25 protein-coding genes and 3 pseudogenes are annotated in these 16957 nt (G+C 38.1%); 9 read left to right on the forward strand and 19 right to left on the reverse strand.

What is annotated here, in order from left to right; genetic code table 11:
- Positions 1–79: 79 nt before the first annotated feature.
- Together M1D69_RS11725 and M1D69_RS11730 are read left to right on the forward strand one after the other, a co-directional pair.
- Positions 80–637: a hypothetical protein gene (locus M1D69_RS11725; protein WP_458106000.1), complete on the forward strand. Its 558-nt coding sequence runs from the start codon at positions 80–82 to the stop codon at positions 635–637.
- A 262-nt stretch (positions 638–899) separates the two neighbouring features.
- Complete coding sequence (locus M1D69_RS11730; RefSeq protein ID WP_458105999.1) at positions 900–1346, forward strand: YrvL family regulatory protein; 447 nt, start codon at positions 900–902, stop codon at positions 1344–1346.
- Between the two features lie 419 nt (positions 1347–1765).
- On the opposite strand, the gene M1D69_RS11735 is transcribed toward M1D69_RS11730, so the two are convergent.
- Positions 1766–2242, reverse strand: a complete 477-nt coding sequence (locus M1D69_RS11735; protein ID WP_458105998.1) for a hypothetical protein — start codon at positions 2240–2242, stop codon at positions 1766–1768.
- Positions 2243–2405: 163 nt separating this feature from the next.
- Positions 2406–2594 carry a hypothetical protein gene (locus tag M1D69_RS11740; RefSeq protein ID WP_458105997.1) on the reverse strand — a complete coding sequence of 63 codons (189 nt, stop codon included), beginning with the start codon at positions 2592–2594 and terminating at the stop codon, positions 2406–2408.
- A gap of 898 nt (positions 2595–3492) precedes the next feature.
- Here M1D69_RS11740 and M1D69_RS11745 point away from each other — a divergent pair.
- From M1D69_RS11745 to M1D69_RS11755, 3 genes are all read left to right on the forward strand, one after another.
- Positions 3493–3681 carry a hypothetical protein gene (locus tag M1D69_RS11745; RefSeq protein WP_458105996.1) on the forward strand — a complete coding sequence of 63 codons (189 nt, stop codon included), beginning with the start codon at positions 3493–3495 and terminating at the stop codon, positions 3679–3681.
- 208 nt (positions 3682–3889) lie between these two features.
- Positions 3890–4402, forward strand: a complete 513-nt coding sequence (locus M1D69_RS11750) for a hypothetical protein (protein ID WP_458105995.1) — start codon at positions 3890–3892, stop codon at positions 4400–4402.
- Between the two features lie 19 nt (positions 4403–4421).
- Positions 4422–4622: a hypothetical protein gene (locus M1D69_RS11755; protein ID WP_339237236.1), complete on the forward strand. Its 201-nt coding sequence runs from the start codon at positions 4422–4424 to the stop codon at positions 4620–4622.
- Between the two features lie 38 nt (positions 4623–4660).
- On the opposite strand, the pseudogene M1D69_RS11760 reads toward M1D69_RS11755, so the two are convergent.
- Positions 4661–4762, reverse strand: a pseudogene (locus M1D69_RS11760) (peptidoglycan-binding domain-containing protein); the annotation flags it as partial.
- 138 nt (positions 4763–4900) lie between these two features.
- On the opposite strand from M1D69_RS11760, the gene M1D69_RS11765 reads away from it, so the two are divergent.
- The 3 genes from M1D69_RS11765 to M1D69_RS11775 all read left to right on the forward strand — a co-directional run bounded on the left by M1D69_RS11765 (position 4901) and on the right by M1D69_RS11775 (position 8314).
- Complete coding sequence (locus tag M1D69_RS11765) at positions 4901–6748, forward strand: T7SS effector LXG polymorphic toxin (RefSeq protein WP_458105994.1); 1848 nt, start codon at positions 4901–4903, stop codon at positions 6746–6748.
- A gap of 6 nt (positions 6749–6754) precedes the next feature.
- Positions 6755–7054: a contact-dependent growth inhibition system immunity protein gene (locus tag M1D69_RS11770; RefSeq protein WP_458105993.1), complete on the forward strand. Its 300-nt coding sequence runs from the start codon at positions 6755–6757 to the stop codon at positions 7052–7054.
- Positions 7055–7172: 118 nt separating this feature from the next.
- Positions 7173–8314 (forward strand): IS3 family transposase gene (locus tag M1D69_RS11775; protein ID WP_458105992.1). Its coding sequence is split into 2 segments (ribosomal slippage): positions 7173–7446 and positions 7446–8314, totalling 1143 coding nucleotides; the frame shifts between segments, so codons are not numbered across the junction.
- Between the two features lie 79 nt (positions 8315–8393).
- On the opposite strand, the gene M1D69_RS11780 is transcribed toward M1D69_RS11775, so the two are convergent.
- The 15 genes and pseudogenes from M1D69_RS11780 to M1D69_RS11850 all read right to left on the reverse strand — a co-directional run bounded on the left by M1D69_RS11780 (position 8394) and on the right by M1D69_RS11850 (position 16146).
- Positions 8394–8501: a phage holin family protein gene (locus M1D69_RS11780; RefSeq protein WP_458106157.1), complete on the reverse strand. Its 108-nt coding sequence runs from the start codon at positions 8499–8501 to the stop codon at positions 8394–8396.
- Positions 8499–9323, reverse strand: a pseudogene (locus tag M1D69_RS11785) (terminase large subunit domain-containing protein); the annotation flags it as partial. The pseudogene M1D69_RS11785 and the gene M1D69_RS11780, both read right to left, overlap by 3 nt.
- Positions 9323–9856, reverse strand: coding sequence for a phage terminase small subunit P27 family (locus tag M1D69_RS11790; RefSeq protein WP_024571571.1), 534 nt, complete (start codon positions 9854–9856; stop codon positions 9323–9325). The gene M1D69_RS11790 and the pseudogene M1D69_RS11785, both read right to left, overlap by 1 nt.
- A gap of 71 nt (positions 9857–9927) precedes the next feature.
- Entirely contained in the window at positions 9928–10269 is a 342-nt protein-coding gene (locus M1D69_RS11795; RefSeq protein ID WP_458110413.1) for a transglycosylase, read from the reverse strand.
- Positions 10238–10612 (reverse strand): HNH endonuclease signature motif containing protein, encoded by a 375-nt coding sequence (locus M1D69_RS11800; protein WP_458105990.1) that lies wholly within the window; start codon positions 10610–10612, stop codon positions 10238–10240. The genes M1D69_RS11795 and M1D69_RS11800 overlap by 32 nt, the downstream gene beginning before the upstream one ends.
- A gap of 353 nt (positions 10613–10965) precedes the next feature.
- A complete protein-coding gene (locus M1D69_RS11805; RefSeq protein WP_458105989.1) occupies positions 10966–12075 on the reverse strand; it encodes an AAA family ATPase in 1110 nt (369 codons plus the stop codon).
- A 3-nt stretch (positions 12076–12078) separates the two neighbouring features.
- Entirely contained in the window at positions 12079–12864 is a 786-nt protein-coding gene (locus tag M1D69_RS11810; protein WP_458105988.1) for a DUF6414 family protein, read from the reverse strand.
- A gap of 208 nt (positions 12865–13072) precedes the next feature.
- Positions 13073–13615: a tyrosine-type recombinase/integrase gene (locus M1D69_RS11815; protein WP_458105987.1), complete on the reverse strand. Its 543-nt coding sequence runs from the start codon at positions 13613–13615 to the stop codon at positions 13073–13075.
- A complete protein-coding gene (locus M1D69_RS11820; protein ID WP_458105986.1) occupies positions 13612–14064 on the reverse strand; it encodes an ArpU family phage packaging/lysis transcriptional regulator in 453 nt (150 codons plus the stop codon). The genes M1D69_RS11815 and M1D69_RS11820 overlap by 4 nt, the downstream gene beginning before the upstream one ends.
- Positions 14065–14080: 16 nt before the next feature.
- Positions 14081–14208: pseudogene (locus tag M1D69_RS11825) on the reverse strand (hypothetical protein).
- A 98-nt stretch (positions 14209–14306) separates the two neighbouring features.
- Positions 14307–14855 carry a hypothetical protein gene (locus M1D69_RS11830; protein WP_458105985.1) on the reverse strand — a complete coding sequence of 183 codons (549 nt, stop codon included), beginning with the start codon at positions 14853–14855 and terminating at the stop codon, positions 14307–14309.
- Between the two features lie 424 nt (positions 14856–15279).
- A complete protein-coding gene (locus tag M1D69_RS11835) occupies positions 15280–15444 on the reverse strand; it encodes a hypothetical protein (RefSeq protein ID WP_458105984.1) in 165 nt (54 codons plus the stop codon).
- A 32-nt stretch (positions 15445–15476) separates the two neighbouring features.
- The gene (locus M1D69_RS11840) at positions 15477–15641 is read right to left on the reverse strand and encodes a hypothetical protein (RefSeq protein ID WP_458105983.1); all 165 of its coding nucleotides are present in this window, start codon (positions 15639–15641) and stop codon (positions 15477–15479) included.
- Complete coding sequence (locus M1D69_RS11845; RefSeq protein WP_458105982.1) at positions 15638–16018, reverse strand: YopX family protein; 381 nt, start codon at positions 16016–16018, stop codon at positions 15638–15640. Before M1D69_RS11845 ends, M1D69_RS11840 begins: the two co-directional genes overlap by 4 nt.
- Positions 16015–16146, reverse strand: coding sequence for a hypothetical protein (locus M1D69_RS11850; protein WP_458105981.1), 132 nt, complete (start codon positions 16144–16146; stop codon positions 16015–16017). The genes M1D69_RS11845 and M1D69_RS11850 overlap by 4 nt, the downstream gene beginning before the upstream one ends.
- Before the next feature lie 167 nt (positions 16147–16313).
- On the opposite strand from M1D69_RS11850, the gene M1D69_RS11855 reads away from it, so the two are divergent.
- Positions 16314–16580 carry a transcriptional regulator gene (locus M1D69_RS11855; RefSeq protein ID WP_458105980.1) on the forward strand — a complete coding sequence of 89 codons (267 nt, stop codon included), beginning with the start codon at positions 16314–16316 and terminating at the stop codon, positions 16578–16580.
- Positions 16581–16615: 35 nt separating this feature from the next.
- Here M1D69_RS11855 and M1D69_RS11860 read toward each other — a convergent pair whose 3' ends face one another.
- Positions 16616–16879, reverse strand: a complete 264-nt coding sequence (locus tag M1D69_RS11860; RefSeq protein WP_106020751.1) for a hypothetical protein — start codon at positions 16877–16879, stop codon at positions 16616–16618.
- Positions 16880–16957: the final 78 nt, after the last annotated feature.

The raw sequence follows: 16957 nt of genomic DNA on the forward strand, positions 1-16957 counted from the left end.
ATAATACAGTTGTTTTATAAAAATGCAGATGGTAAAATCATATTAAATAATACAACTGTATTGGAAAGAGGGGAACAGATTGAACAGTGTCGCTTGGATGATTGTCTTCTGCGAAATAGGATTTTGGGTTGTAATAGTGTTAGGCCTTGTCGTACGCTATCTATTTAAACAAGATAAATTAGGGCTGCTTCTTTTTGCCTTAACTCCTGTCATTGACCTGATTTTGTTAATAATGACGTCTGCGGACTTATACCGCGGAGCCGTTGCGACTACTGCACACGCGATTGCTGCAGTGTACATCGGCGTATCGATTGCTTTCGGCAAGCAAATGATCCAATGGGCGGATGAAAAATTCCGTTTTTATGTAACAAAGCAAGGCTCAAAACCGCTTGTGCGCTATGGAATGGATCATGCGAAACATTATGCGAAAAGCTTGATCAGACATGTGCTCGCTTATCTTATTGGTGCCGGGCTGCTGGCCGGGATGATTTATTTTATTAATGATGCTGCCCGTACCGAAGCGCTGAGCAGTATTTTAAAGCTATGGACAGTCATTCTGGGCATTGATTGCCTGATCACCGCCAGTTATTTTATCTGGCCGAAAAAAGCGAAAGCTTCAAAAAATCTCAGAAGTTAAAATAAGTCTCACTAAAAAATCCTTTTTCAATAGAAAAAGGATTTTTTCACTTTTGTAAATATATGTTACACTTTATGCAAGTCATCTAGATAAGGAGCTTATATGAAAAAAGCCTCTGCTCTCTCAGTATGCCTGTCCGATTTTCGCTTTTTTCATTAGGCACTTGCCTAGGAGTTCATATCCTGTTTTTATTATTATTTTAGTATATTCGGAAGTGAGTTCCGCTGTATTGTGAATCACTAACATGTAAGGAGTGTAATACGTGAGCCAGAAAGAACACGACACGCCATTTAAAGACTTAAAACCAAGCTCAAAAATAATTGTGATTGTATCCATTGGCCTCCTTATCACAATTGCAGCTGCTGTGATCTTCGGCGGTTATTTCTTCGGCATGAAAGGGCTATTTGCCATTCTCGGCATCACATACGATTCTAATCAAACCTTATTGTTTTTTATATTGGGATGCTTTGCTGCCGGACTGGTTATAGACCCTCTAACAAAAGCCGTTTCTTTGATCATGATCCATTCACTTTCTATCAGAAAAACAGCACTTTTCACATTTGTTTTTTATTTCGTCGCTAATTTCATCACAATTTGTTTAGTAGATTACTTTATGGATTCTATTTATATCCCGGGCGCATTACTCTTTGTCATATCAGCATTTATGGCGTTCACTGAACTAGCATTTGATGATCAGCCTAAAACATAAATCGATAAAAAAACCGCTTGTGGTTGTTTCAAGCGGTTTTATGCTATAGTGACATGTTCGTCGCCTCACTTTCCTATCTGGTCAACGAGAAAGTGTAAAACAATTTGAGGAATGAGGAATGAAACCTGGAATGCAAAACAAAAATCAAAATATGTCTAAAAACTTGTTATTGTTTCATTTCTTTTTGTTGCTGTGTCTAGTGTGCATCATAGCCCCGGCTACGGGTGAGGCAGGATCGGGCAATCAAAGGCGGTTCATATTCTCATAGCCCCCTCACTCTCTGTCCTCATTCGCGAGTGAAGATACATATGATATCTTTTTGATGAATTGTTTAGTCATTTTTAATTCTCCTTCGAATATTTTGTATCCTATTCATAATCTCTCCTTTGCCAATATAAAAAGACACCCAATCGGATGTCTTACTCTCTTTCTACTAGAACGCCTGTAATCACCGGTGTCTCTTCACCTTCTTGCACAGGTCCGTAAGCTGAAACCTTATCACCCTTAGTTAATGTTAAGTAACTCATGTTCATCACTAAATACAAACACTTTTCACCGTCTTCTTTCTGAGAAATTATAAACGAATCTTCATCCGTTACACTCTCGACTGTGCCAGTTATCTTCACAACTTTATCAACTGGTGGATCGTTTACATTTAATTCTTCGTATGACGCTTGAGTAGCAATTTCCTTTACTGTTTCGTTAACTTCTGTACGTGCTGTGTCTGTAGACTCGTCTTTTTGAGTAACACCAGCATCATCTATAGACAACCCATCTGTGTTTGATTCCTTGTTTATTTCATTCTGTTTCGCAGTGTCATTGTTTTTCGTTTCATTGCTGGTTGAACAGCCATCAAGTAATCCAATAGATATCAAAGTAATTATTATGTATTTCATGTAACTCCCTCCATTATAAGAAGAGTATACCTTACATGATTGTTTCAAACTACTTTTTAATAAACAAAAGTTACTCCCTCCCCCATACGTTCCTTTCCTCCGTTCACATCTGCACCTGCATCGCGCAACTACCAAAATAAAAAAGCACCCAGAGGGATGCTTTTTATTTTCTTTTCACATCAAATTGAGTGACAAGTCGCATATTAACATTTGCTATACGCTTACCATCTTCAAACTCATACCAATGTTCACATTCTTGCAATTCTTTTATAAGTGCTTTCTCAGATTCTGCAATTACTTTAGCTGTTCTTACATTTTCATTATCAAACCAAAAAACAACTTCAAATTTCATAAACTTTCACCTCTAGATTTATTATCAGACAAGAGGACTAGAAATGAAACAGTTCGCAAAATTTGTCGAACGATTCCCTTTTAATCACATATTTATTCTTTCTAAGCTGCCACCGTACCGCCAATTGTCTATCCTGAGATTTACCGGACGCAGTTTAAAGCACTTTCACAAAAGCAAAGTGCTTGTACAATTAATTTAAATCCATTAATTTACGTAATTCTTCAGCAGCTTCTTTGACACCTATTTCAACAGCAGTTCTTTTATCAATTTCCAATTTCTTACCCCTTTCTCTTGTTTAACTCTATTTCCTCAGCTCCCCATACGTTTTATACTGTGCAACTCGTCATACTGTTTCAATTCCTTATCGTCTCTGTTTAAAGCCATATCCCTAAAATGAATTACATACCTGTTACTTTTGAAAAATTGACGAAGAATGCAAAGAAAAAGGCCCATCCTTGTTGTTATGGGATGAGCCGGGTTATATTTTGAATTTCTTCATTGCGTCTTAACTGATTCCGATATAACGAGCGTTGTACGCTGGTCCGAGTGGTTAAATATCTCAGTTTGTAAAAGTGATAGCAAATGTTTCCTCAACGGATGGGTTTCAATTTCGTCTATACCTACATAATCAGCTATTGGCTTGCCTTCAACATAAGCAAAGGGTATATTCCCTTCGCCAAACCCGCTACATCACACGTTCAAACATCTTTTCCATCTCATACGTGGTGTTATTTTATATTCCGATATAAACACTCAACCCTAGCGAAAACCTTGGTATTTCAGTGTTTTCTTAGTCCCAACATTTACGATAATTGTAGTGAATTATCATGATTATTCATAAAATATGGGCAAAATCATTTGATTATGATTTTGTCCATTCGTTTTATCAGGGTTGTGAATGAGCGATTTCGAAAGAAATTTATATCAAATCATTGTGAACATGCATTTATATAGAAAGAATCCGACTTTACCAGAACTAAAAAGAAAGACCGGGAAAAGCGAACAAGAAATACGAGAGGCCACAAAAAGCCTGATCCGCAAAGGCGTTCTTTCACGGGATAAAGAAAAGAAAATATGGATTATCTAAAGTCCTGCTCAAGAGTAGGGCTTTTTATATATCGAAGCGATTTTCTCTTAGTCAATATGTCAATTTTAAGTTCATAAGAACACAACTAAAGATATCCTTTTCCATTATGTTCATGATACCTTATTACCGAATTTGTTGTAAATATAGAAAATTATGTATGTTATGTTAGACTCTAATTGCTTAAATATTAAAGGGAAGGAGAACCAAAATGAACAAGGTAATCGGTAGTTTCAAGAGTAAGTTTGCGATTGTTTTGGCGTTGGTTTTAGCTTTAGGTTTTGCAACAATCTTTGGCACTCCCCAAGCTCAAGCTGCACAAGCAAATAATGATTATCAAGACAAAAAAGCAGCTGAACAGTTGGCATTAGCTTTTTATGAAGCGTCTACATTTGACAAAGAGACAAGTAAGTACAGTTTTGATGTTGAAAAAGCTATTGCATCCGGAATCAAATTGGCTGATGCTGTCCAAATGAAAAATTATTTAGAATCGTTGTCACCTGATCAAGCTAAAGAAACATATGATCAACAAGTAAGCGCCATAAAAGAAATGAAAAATAATCCAACAATTGCTCCTATTATTTGGTGGGCTGTGAAAGTTCTTGCTGGTGCTGGCTTAGCTTGGTTAGGTAAAAAACTTTTAGATATGGGTGGATATGAGTTTTGTAAAAGATATGAGGATTATAACGACGTTACAAAGTATGTATGTAAATTTATCGGATAACATCTAGGAGTGATCAATATTGAAAGCATGGTTTGTATATGTCTTTATTGCGACATTGGTGTCAATGCTAATTCAATCAGGATTAGATAAGGCTGGTATGTTAAACTTGAACAACATATGGGCTGATTTTATCAGCTGGATTATCATTTTCTTTGTCGTTTATATTTTGGTTGACTTGGCAGGAAGATTCCTCTTACGCTCGAAAATCGAAAAGCAATAGTTAAAAAATCCCCTCCTATAAGGAAGGGGTTTTCTTTTTCATTTCAATAGCGCTTCCAGTTTTGCTTTTGTAGCTGGCCCGTAAATACCGTCAGCCTTTAATCCATTCATTAGTTAGAAGCGTTTCACTGCGTCATCAGTTCCTAAACAAATAAGTCAGATAGGAAAATTGACACAGATCAAATGATTCATTTCGCACTTTTGAATCACATCGTGTCTTTTTCTTCATTACCCCATGGTAAAATCTAGTTGAAGCTTTTTAAATGAAAGGATATGATCATGAAAGTATTTGAAGCCAAATCACTGCTTTCAGAAGCAGATAGACGCGCAAAGGAATACAAGGAATTAAGAAGTCAGATGGTCAATCTAAAAAAGGCTTTTAAAGCTGTAGCTGATTTAGATGACAGTGAGTTTTCCGGCAAAGGTGCCGACAACATTAAAGCATTTTACCAAGATCACGCAGGTGTAGCTGACAATTGGATTGACTTACTTGATATGAAAATTGCTTTCTTGACAAGCATTTCAGGCGCTTTAGAGGACGCCAGCTTAGCTGATGCATACATAGAAGAATCCTTTTTAGAACATGAGCTGGCTAACGCCTACACAAAATCAAAATCTATTATGTCAGAACAAAAGAAAGCCATGAAAGATATCTTACATGATATTGACGATATCCTTCCGCTTGATTTGTTCTCGACAGAAGACTTCAAAGACGAACTCGCCGATGCGGAGGACAAACGCAAAAAAACAGTCGATAAACTAGGCAACTTGGACGAAGCACTTGTTACTGAATATGCCCAGTCAGAGCCAAACGAGCAATTCATCAAGAAGGACTTCCAAAAGCTTGAGGAATCCACAGGCAAAGGAAAGAATGCCACACCCATCCATTACAATGCCAAAGCTTATCGAGAAAGTGATATACATAAGAAAAAAGGCGATATCGAGAAACAGACTGAAGCTTATTTGAAGATCAAGAAAGATGAAGCGAAAAAACGAGAAATCATAGATTTAAAGAAGAAGCTAGCTGACGGAGTCACGGATCCGGATGAATACTTAGAAATTGCCAAGAAGGTCGGCTATAAAAACCTTACCCATGAACAGCTTGAATTTGTTTCATTTCTTGAACAGCGTAAAGCTTTCATGGATAACGGAAAAGAAGTGTTGCAAATCATAGGCGATGGCGCCAAAGGTGCAATTGTTGGTGTATACGATCTTGCCAAGGATGCCGGTGAAGGAGCCATTCAATTTGGATGGAATATCGGTTGGACAATTGACAACTTAAACAAGGATCCTCAAAAAGTGTTGGATACAGTTCTGGAATACGACTATCAAGCTGCCTTTCAAAGTATGGTTGACACATTGAAGGATGATTGGGACAAAAAAATGATTCACGGGGATGCATATACACGGATGCACTATGTTACTTATTTGGGCGGAAGTCTTCTGTTATTGAAAGGTGGAAAGTCCTCTGTCTCAACAGGATCGAAGGATCTTGCTAAAGTTGGGAAAGCAACTAGTGGCACAATTAAAAAAGGCGGAAAATCTGTAAAACAGTTTGTCAAATCTCCTGTTAATCGGTATACTCCTGCATTAGAAGGAATCCTTCAAGATGCTGAGAAGACCATTAACGTTAAAAATACTCCACTGCTAAAAAGTATTGCGGAAGATAAAAAAGAGAGTTTTCTCAGAAGATCTGAAACTTCTAACAACACGGGTATAGGTAATGTCAAACAAGGTGATAGTACCCCTCTCGCACCTGGCGGAGGATTAGCTGCTCATGAAGCAAAAGGCGGGCATCTAATTGATAGACATATCGGTAAGACTGATGAAGAGTTATTACAGAGACTACAGAAAAATAAGAAGATACGTGCCTCTTCTAGTTTCACTGATAGGCCAACTGCAGAAAGAGTCGCTAATCAAACTTTAACTAAATATAAAAAGGAAATTGAAGAGTGGTTAAATAGTGATATTGACGATACATTACCGTTGCCTTATAGAGGAACCGAAGTTATAGGTAGAGGAGTTCGTAAAGGTTCAAATGAAGTTAAAGATATGACTAACGCTAGAATAGTATTAAGGAAAAATGAAGATGGTAGCTTTATACTAACAGGCTACCCAACGAGGTGATATATAATGATTGAAATTAAAGTTTCTGATCCTGTATTTAGATTTCTCGGTGGACATTTCCACCAAGATATAGAGTCTCCGGAAAATGCCCTTCATAAATATTTAAATGAAGCATCACAAAAACTAAAAGAAAGAGATTTAATAGCACTAACTGAGTTTGTAAATAGTGATTATTCTGAAGAAGATAAGAATGATTTTATTGAGGAAGCAGCTGATGGTATATATTTTCCTGAAGATGATATAACTCCATTGGAATGGCTTAAGCAAGTTACTGAACAAATTAAACAACACCTTAAAACAATATAGTTATAAAAGAAGCCCCTCTCTTCGGGACTGACCCCATAAGATGAGACAAATAAAAAACACCTTCAAGTTTGAAAACGGATCGTTGTTATCCGAAATAAGACTTGGAGGTGTTTTTTGTATGGGAACAAGAATGAGTTATCCGATTGAAGTCAAACAGAAGGCTGTAGAAATGAGATTGGCAGGCGTGCCTATGAAAGAGATCATGCAGGAATTGAATATCAAGAATAAGACGCAGGTTCAGAAATGGGTTAGATGGCATAAAGCTGGAGATACACATCGATTTGAACAGCCTGTTGGTAAGCAATACACTTACGGAAAAGGTCCGGAGTATTCTTCCGAATTAGAGAAACTGCAGGCAGAGAACCGTTATCTGAGACAACAAAATGAAGTTTTAAAAAAGTACAACGAATTGGAAAGGAAGTTGATAGCCAAACGTCAGTCGAACTTGTAGAAGTATTGCACGGCACAATGACCGTACAGAATATCTGTGTTCATTTAGGTATCTCACGAGCGTCTTATTATCGTTGGAAGAAGAACCTGATGAAAGATCATCCCAAGCGCCATTTGGAAAAACAAATCGGCACGTTGTGCCGAGAGCACAAGTATCGATATGGATATCGAAAAATTACAGCTATATTAAAAAAGGAAATGCGTTTTAACCATAAAACGGTTCAGCGTATCATGCAGAAAAATCAGTGGCAGTGCCGGGTTAAGGTGAAAAAGCGCAAGAAGAATGGGCAGCCATATGCCGTGGTTGATAATATATTAGATCGGAACTTTCAGTCTGATCATCCTCTTGAAAAACTAGTAACGGACATCACATATTTGCCTTATGGACAGAAACAATTGTACCTTTCCAGTATATTGGATGTATACAATGGAGAAGTAATTGCTTTCACGATTGGAGATAAGCAGGACACAGACTTTGTCTTAAACACACTTGATCAGCTGCCAACACTGCCTCAGAACTGCGTGTTACATAGTGACCAAGGATCTGTGTACGAGTATCAAAAAGCTGTTAACACAAAAGGCATTACCATGAGCATGTCCCGCAAAGGGACGCCCGCTGATAATGCCTCCATCGAATCGTTTCATTCCTCACTAAAGTCTGAAACGTTCTATCTTAACAGCATTGATCGAACCACGACCGCCATCGTAGAACGCACTGTCAAAGAATACATTTATTATTATAACAATATTCGCATTCAAACGAAACTAAACAGCCAATCACCGATAAGCTATCGGCAATTGGCTGTATAAAAGGTGTTTTGATCCCTGTCTCAAAAACAGGGGTCAGTCCCCTTCTAAGAAGGGCTTCTTTTATTATTTCAATAAGTCTTCAAGTTTCGCTTTCGTTTTCAATTACGTGCAAAGAGTCCGTGATAAATCCTGAAACCTTAACGCCAATCTGAGCTAGGTTCTCCGTGATGGAAAGCCCCTCATTCATAACAAAATAATCATCATTCTCCGTGTCAATGTCTGGATCAAGTATTTTACTTGTATATTGATATTCCCTGAAACACGGCCTTTCCATATGAAAGCCGGCTGTCGTAATAACAGCCATTAACGGGCTGCGGCGGGCGACCATACCACTATCAAGAACATCATAAATTTCACTTGTTTCATGAGCATGATATTCGTCCACTATCCCAATAGATGGGTTTTTCCCGTCCCCTAACTTCCGGGCTTCCCGAGATAAAGGCTGAATGATGGAGTTTGTCTTGTATTTTTTCACTCGCCCATTGGCTGAGGAGTATTTCCCTTTCAGTATGGGCGCATGATGCAGCTGTTCGAGTATGGCTTGATAAACCTCATCGGATTGTTCTCTGGACCAGCCAGCGATAAATACCCGGTGTTTTTCTTGCGTTGGAAAAATCTCGTATGACGCCACTAAAGCAAGAAACTGTGATTTCGCATTTTTCCGGGCCAACTGGATATAAACTTTTCGAAATCGCCGAGCACCGTTTTCTTTTTTATAAAAACCGTAGATATTAGCCGCTATAAAAAGCTGAAAGTCTGTAAGCTCAATCGGCTGTCCTGCAAGAATCCCCTCGACGTGTCTGAATTGCCGCGCCCATTCATAAAAATCGACAACAGCCTCAGCATCAAAATAATAAGGGCAGCCATCATCTGCGAGGCGTTCAACATCTCGAAAAAAGCGTTCAACTGCCCATCTGTGTTTTTTGCTTGCCTTGATTTCACCGGAACGGATTTTCTCAGCGTATGACCATACCCGTTCTATGAGAATTTCGGCAGTAATTTCTTGCATTACATGCGGCCCCCGAACCGTTCTTCCTCTTTTGACTTCGGTTTCCCATCATCTTTTTTCGGGATAACGAGTTTACAGCGAGAGGAAATGGTCAGCCCTAAATCACTTGAAGCTTGCCGGCATTGTTTAAACAACTTGTCTTGGTTTATCAATAGTTCAGAATAGTCATCATTGGGAACAAGTTTTTCTTCTTCTCCTATTACATTCCCTTCATCGTCAAATTTTCTAACGATCACTGTTTTCATCGGACCCCGTTCAAGCAATTGCTCTGTTACTTGCAAATATAATTTCCGGGCAAACAAAAAACGGGCAAGCGCATCAACATCTAAATTCGTCATAATCCCGATGTTTTTCAGCTCGTCCGCTATCTTTTTAAACTCTCTTTTTAAGTCTTTTGGTAAATATGACGGAGCTTTCACTTTGTCGTTTGGTGCCTTTATTTCCTGTGCTCGACGCTCCTCAATCTCTTGCTGTGTCAGGTGTTTCTTCCCTTTCACCAGTAGCAAGTCAACTGGTTGCCGCGGTCTAGCCATTCCCTCACCTCCTTCCGAATTTTCATTTAGGGAATTTTTCAAAATGGGGAGGGGAGCGCGGTCTCCGGCGTTCAACCCTCAGAGATTTTAGGGTGGGGGGTGCTCATTTCCTCTTTCAACTGCAGCATTGCGGCTTCTAATTTCTTTTGTTCTTCTTTGATTTTCTTTGTATACAGATCGAAAGCTGTTTCCTTTTTCATCGTAGCACGAAGAGCAAACAGTTTCTTTACCTTCTGTTGCATACGTCTTATGTCAGCATTGGTATAATAGGATGTATACTCAGTCCGACACCGAGGACACTTGATATAATGCTCACGGATTCCATCATCATGCTTCCTGACCTTCGAGCATCCTTTGACGAGGATCATTGTTCCGCATTCATCACACATGCATGTTTGATGTTCTGTTCCCAAATCCTCCATCCTCCTTCGCTGTCTTCCTGCTATGGCATGGCGCACATAGTGGTTGCCAGTTGCTTGAGTCCCAAAAAAGTTTCATGTTACCTTTATGAGGTTTGATATGATCTACCACTGTTGCCGGCACTCGTCTACCTTCCATCATGCAAGATACACAGAACGGATGCTTTGACAGGTAGCCAAGACGCGCCTGCCTCCACTTGCTGTTGTACCCTCGTTTGGCAGCGGACTCCCGGTATTGATCATAGGCCGGCTTGGTTCGCTTGTGCTGTTCGCAATAGCCCTCTCGTGTCAGGTTAGGACAGCCGGGTTCATTGCAAGGTTTTAATGGTTTTTTCATGAGTAAGACCACGAGCTTTTATATAAAACTTCTCTCAAGGCTTCTCCTAAAGAATATGAATAAAGAATATTATACAAATCATTCTCTGGCAAAGTTAGTCCTCCCAAAACAAAAAACGCCCTCCCGATTGGGAAAGCGAAGTTTTTGCTGATTTCATGCCTATTACCATAATAACTCACCTTATACAAAATAGCGTGCCTTTAAAGTGTCATTTTTCTGCCAAATATGTATGCTGATTCTATCGATTTATTGCACCATCCTTGCCACATTAGCACTTAAATATGTAAATGCAATTTTCTAAAGCAAAAATAAATGCTTATAAAAAAGATTTCACCTTTTCTCAAATAATAATTTTATAACTCTTCAAAAAAATCCTCACATATTTTTCTTGACATAAGGGTCTTCATTTCATTTCTAATGTTTCTTACGTTAGAAAACTTGTATGCTTGTTCTTTAAGGGTATATAATAAGTTGCTTTCCTCTATAATCTTAATTTCATCTTCGTCCCATAGTTTTAGTTGCTGTTCATAGATTCTAGAAATAAGTTGAGATTTCACTTCAGTAGATAGTGGATTAAATTTTATAAACCCATTAAACCTAGAGTATATAGGTTCCCCTAAGTAACTAAGCATTTGTTGTCTTGACTCAAAGTTGGATGTACAAATAATAATTGTGTTTTTTAAGTTCACAGTATAATTTTTATCAACATAAACCCCCTCATCAAACATTTGATAGAAAGCGCTATATATAATGGAATTACACTTATCAAACTCATCTAATAGGATAACGTTTGATTCTCGTTCTAGTAAGTCTCTCCCAAAAGAATTTTTATTTATACTATCTCCTAAAAAGTATTGAACTGACTCGCCAGCCTGTATCATCGATAGTTGTTTTCTGAATAATTTCCCAGCAAATAAACGTTCACTCAAAAAATTTCCGGTCTCTGTTTTACCAACCCCTGCTGGTCCATAAAACATTATGACAATTGGGCTTTCATGCTTTTTAGAAGTTAAAGGATAAATTGTTGAAATAGCATTTTTAATTGCTTCATCTTGTCCCAAAATTTTATCTTTATAATTAATAAACAAATCCGTAATTTGAGATTTCTTAACATGTTCAAATTCATGCTGTTTAATTTCTATTTCATCTTCATTAAAGACACGTTTTAAACCTGTTAGAAAAAAGTTAGGAGGATTCTGAATATAACAATGCTGTAAATACCCATTATATACTAATTGTTTGAGTATAATTGGTAGTTCTCCTAAAAAACCTTCGGTAATTGCAGCATATCCTTCCGAAAAACAAACTAAATCTTTTTTATTATCAAAAATATTTTTTTCTTCTTTATCAATCCCTTTATCAATCCAGTTTACTAGCGTTCTTAATTGAATTAAATTTGTTTCCTCTATACCTTTAATGAATTCTCTTGTGGGACCAAAATAAATAACAATCTTTGCTTCCATTATTTATTCAACTCCTGCCAGAATAACATCAATTACTTCTATTTGGTTTTCTTCTTCTCCATTATTTTGGTTTAATAGTTCCTCAGCTGTTACTCCTATATTTCCTTCTCCATCTGTCGTACTACTTTGAATTTCATTATCAATATCTAGACTCTCAATGGAGCACTTTCCAACAGGTATACCATAGACAGTAAGATTCATCTTCTGAAGATCGGATAACTTATAATTATTCCTTAACCCTTCAAGATTAAATCTGAGTACTTTTTTCCCGTCGCCTTTAGTGGCTAGCACTTCATAGTACCCTTTTGCAGTTGTTAAAATCTCATCAAACTGAGATACATCTATGTTGTTTTCTGTCAAGTTTTCATCTACTTCTCCTTCGCTACTGTCATTGTTAGTATATAACTTAATGAATGGAGCCAATGTTTTCAAGAATGTCATGGAGTTATTTGGAATAGTTAATTTATAGTTAGTTATTTTTGAAAAATTAAAACCTGAATCCTTTTTATCCAATTCTTTTATAAAATCAGTTAATAAAGTATTTGTAATTGTTTTTGTTATTATATTGGACCCACTTCTCTCATAATTTCCTTTCAAGTTTGCTTTTGCTCCCATTTTAAATAAATCTAAGAATGCACCTCCTATACTAAGGGACCCATCAGTCGAAAATCCTTTCGCTTTATTCAGCATCGATTGAACCAATTCTTCAGATCTTCCATTAGAAATTTGGTCAAGGCAGTCTAACGCTGAGGCTTCATCGAAATAGATAATTTTTCTCATTTTAACCATTAATCTCTCCTCCTTATAGTACATTGTTATTTTATCACATCTATTACACATAACTTATATACTGTGCAACTCGTCGAACTGAGCCAACCCCTTGTCCTCTCTGTTTTTAACCAATATCCCTAAAATGAATTACACACCTGTTATTTTTGAGGAATTGACGAAAAATGCAAAGAAAAAGGCCCATCCTTGTTGTTTTGGATGAGCCGGGTTATATTTTGAATTTCTTCATAGCGTTGTTCATGGCGTCTTGATTGATTCCAATATACCGAAGGGTTGTCCGTTGGTCCGAGTGATTAAATATCTCCTGCAGCATGGCGACATCCTTTGTTTGTTTGTAAAAATGATAGCCGAATGTTTTCCTCAATGTATGGGTTCCAATATCGTCTAAACCAACATACTCAGCTGCAGCCCTGAGAATCTTGTATGCCATCGACCGGGATATTGGCTTGTTAATCCCTTCACGGCTTTTAAAGAGAAACTCATGATCCTCTTTCCCTTCGACATAGGCTTTAAACTCTCTTTGAAGAGCTGGCGTCATGTCAATCCTCTTTTTCTTTTTCGTTTTCTTCTCTATGAGATTGAAGTATGGCCGTTTAGCGTCTCTCACTCTCAGCTGCAGAATATCTGATATCCGGAGCCCTGAATTGATACCGGTCACGAATACCATATATTTCCTCATGTTTTGTTCTTTTAAAAATCTCTTGATGTAGAAGATACATTCCGGATCACGTATAGGCTGAACAAAATTCATTCAGTAGTTCCCCCATCCTTATATACTTCTTCTCTCAAAGCGAATGCCAACCGATATAGAGCCTTTGCCTTCACACGATAATAGCTGCTCTGGCTCAAGTCCATTTCTGCATACACTTCATAATCATACATTTCTTCCGGCTGCATATAGAGCATGACGATGATCTGCCGTTCTCTTTGAGAAAGCCGGTTAACAGCCCTTTGAATCCTTTTTAAGAATTTGTCACGCTGAATCTCCCAATCAAGACGCTTTAATGCTGCATCTTCCGTCGATGAATGAAATTCATTCGTAATGCTCGGCGGAACAATGCTATAAGTTGGTGTAACCTTTGGCAAAAAATCATCTGGCACCTGTAAGAGATATAACCGGTATTGATCAAGCAGCTTCTCTGCTTTTAATTTAGTCGCTTCTTCGTCAATCTGAGGAATATTTAATGTTAATTGATTCATAGTTTTACCCTCCCGTTTATTTGCGTCTTAATGCCCCGCCTTTGCCTCTTTTCAGCGTTTGCCTATCTTGCACCCATCATTTGCCGCTAAAACCGCAGAACGCTCCTGTGCGTTTTTATTGGGCTTTTTCTTCCTCTTCTTCATGCCATCCCTCCTTTCAAATAAAAAACGGACACCAAACAAACAGCTTTAATGCTGTAAGTTCAGTGTCCGCAGGCTTTCCGTCTTGGACTTATAATTATCTAGTAACTATCACAATCTCTCCCTAGATCTATTTTTATATTTTGACCAAGGAATTTAAATTTTACCTGTCCACGTAAACATAGTTCACTGTTGGTATTTTCAATCCAACCATTCAGTTTAGCCCTTACTCTGACTCCTCTATAAACTATCTCTACAGTAAGGTTTGTCAAATCTTGTCTCGGTTCATCCTGATGGATACTCCCTCTATAAAAAGTTCCAAGCCTTGAATATATCTTAAAGTCAATTATTTCAGGATTTTCCGAGTTTCTAGAGGCATCTATACTTAGTAATCTTCCGTATCCAATAAACTCTTCTGCTTCTTCAAATACCTCTGCTTCTTCAAATACCGGCTTCACAATAAAATATTTTGGCCACTTCATGCCCTGATCAGGGACAAAATTATGATGTGAGTGGTTTACATTAACAGGCGGATGATAATTTGTATAAGATGGGTAGGCTGGATAAAAAGCTGGATAATACCCACTGATTCCAGATCCATTTTGACTTTGATACATTAGTTCCTGATTGTCTTTTTTCAATTTCATCATTTCCTTCCGATTCCTTTTATTGACAATTACAGTTATATGCCTAACCCGCATAAGGGTCACACCGAAAGGTAAAAATAGGAAATTAATCACAAAAGAGTTTCAAACTGTAACCACAATCATCGTTTTGTCATTTCCTGATCTTTCCCCTCACTTTTAACAATACGCACATTTTAAAACTCTTCTTCTCTCGCTTCTTCCGCGTTTTGTTTTTCGTTATCGTAACTCTCCTCATAAAAATGGCGTTCATCCTCATAGAACCGAATACTTTTTCACTCCGCGCCCCCCTTAAAAAATTCCTTCTCGAGCTCTTCGCATAAAGGCGGATGAATAGGCAGCCCTTTACAACCGCACTCGTAACAGTCACAGCACATAGTCATGTCTGCATCCGTCGTCTTTCCGCATTGGATACACGGTACTGTTTCGTTCATTCCGCGCCCTCCTGATTCAAAATGATCTCTTTCAGATCATTCAATTCAACGACAAAATCATTGAATGCATCGTGCAACGGATTTTCCTTATGCGAGATTCCATCTGCTCTTCTCCCATATACACTTATCAGCCTTTCAACTTCTTCTAATGGTGTTTTCAACTTTTGAAAATTCTCTTTCACTACCGCTTCAATTAATGAATAGCGAGGAATATGTTTAAAGGGGAATATTCCATATTGCCAGTGTCTCCCCATATTCCGTGAAAATGAATGATTTCAGAAATAATCACATCTTTATTTCCTATTCCTAACAATGTACAGAATGCATTGTACTGCTCAGTTGTCAATTTAAGCATCACTCTGCGCCCTCCAATAACTCAGGATTTTGATAAACATCGCCGATGACTTCAAGATCGCCCACAATAAAAGCGCCGCCGATTCCTAAATCAAGATAAAATCCAGCTTGTTCATTGTCATACCTAATAATTGATCTTGTATCAGTTCCATGATCTAAAATTGAATCCTTGTCATAAATCACCTTTCTGTTCTTATCCTTCAACCCTGTTCCCCACATGAGTACCGATCCTTTTTCATGACTTCCTGTAATGCAATTCTTGAAACCATGTCTGTCATTACGCCATAAAATCCACTGAGTTCCTATAATTTCTAAACTTAGCCCTTCATCATCCCAATAATGCATCTGCTCGCCGTCCCAAACTCTGTATGCTGTGTTCATTTGTTTTCGCCCTCCTTTTCCTTTTCATAAGACTCAATTCGGTCGTTAACCAGATCCAAGACACTCGGCTGACCCTCGTTCAGCTTTTTGATCATCGCTTTCCAATTGTTATAATCGATTTCATTCACGCTATTTCCTCCTCAACGCCCATGCTGAAGCCGCATTTCGGGCAGCTGGCATCTGGGCGGATTTATATATTTAAACTAAGTTCACAAATTACTAACAAAAATCCCCTTGGATATTTTTTCATTTCATGTAATAATACAGTTGTACTAAAACAAAAGGAGTGTTTAAAATGAAATTGAAAAAAGTTATAACTGGTTCTGCATTGTCCCTTGCTTTACTCGTTTCCGCTGCTCCTGCCTTTGCTGCAAGCCCTACTAATACTCATTCTGAAGAAAGTACAACAAAGGAAGTATCTGCATTAGGAACCCTAGTTGTTCGTGGATTACCTTCTGATCCAGAGCCAGGTCCAACAATCACTATAAACGGAACAACATATTATTTAGACAATGTTACTTTTTATCCTGATGGATCTTATACCGCCTACTATTCAAGTTAACTATGAGGAGGCTATGAGCCTCCTCTTCCCCTAGCCTAGTTACTCCCAATCACTCCCGGTAGAACGGCAATCGTAAGGAATAAAACCACTGCAATCACCCCAATCAGCCAGCCATTTGTCTTGTCTCTTTTTGCAATAATTGCGTCCTTACCAACCATTTTCAGATCGTCAGCCTGAGCAACGATCATAGGCACTTCCTCGACATTAACCTTTAAGTGTTCGGCCGCCTCGTAAATGGTCATCGCTTCGTCCTTCGTAGCTTTGACTGCCCGCTGAAGCTCTACTTGTAAAGGAATCATTCAGCAGCACCATCCTTTTTCCAGTCAGCAATGATCTTTTTAGACTCCTCAGATATTGAATACAGAACAGCATTTGTA

It is taken from the genome of Bacillus sp. PK3-037 (assembly GCF_054161355.1).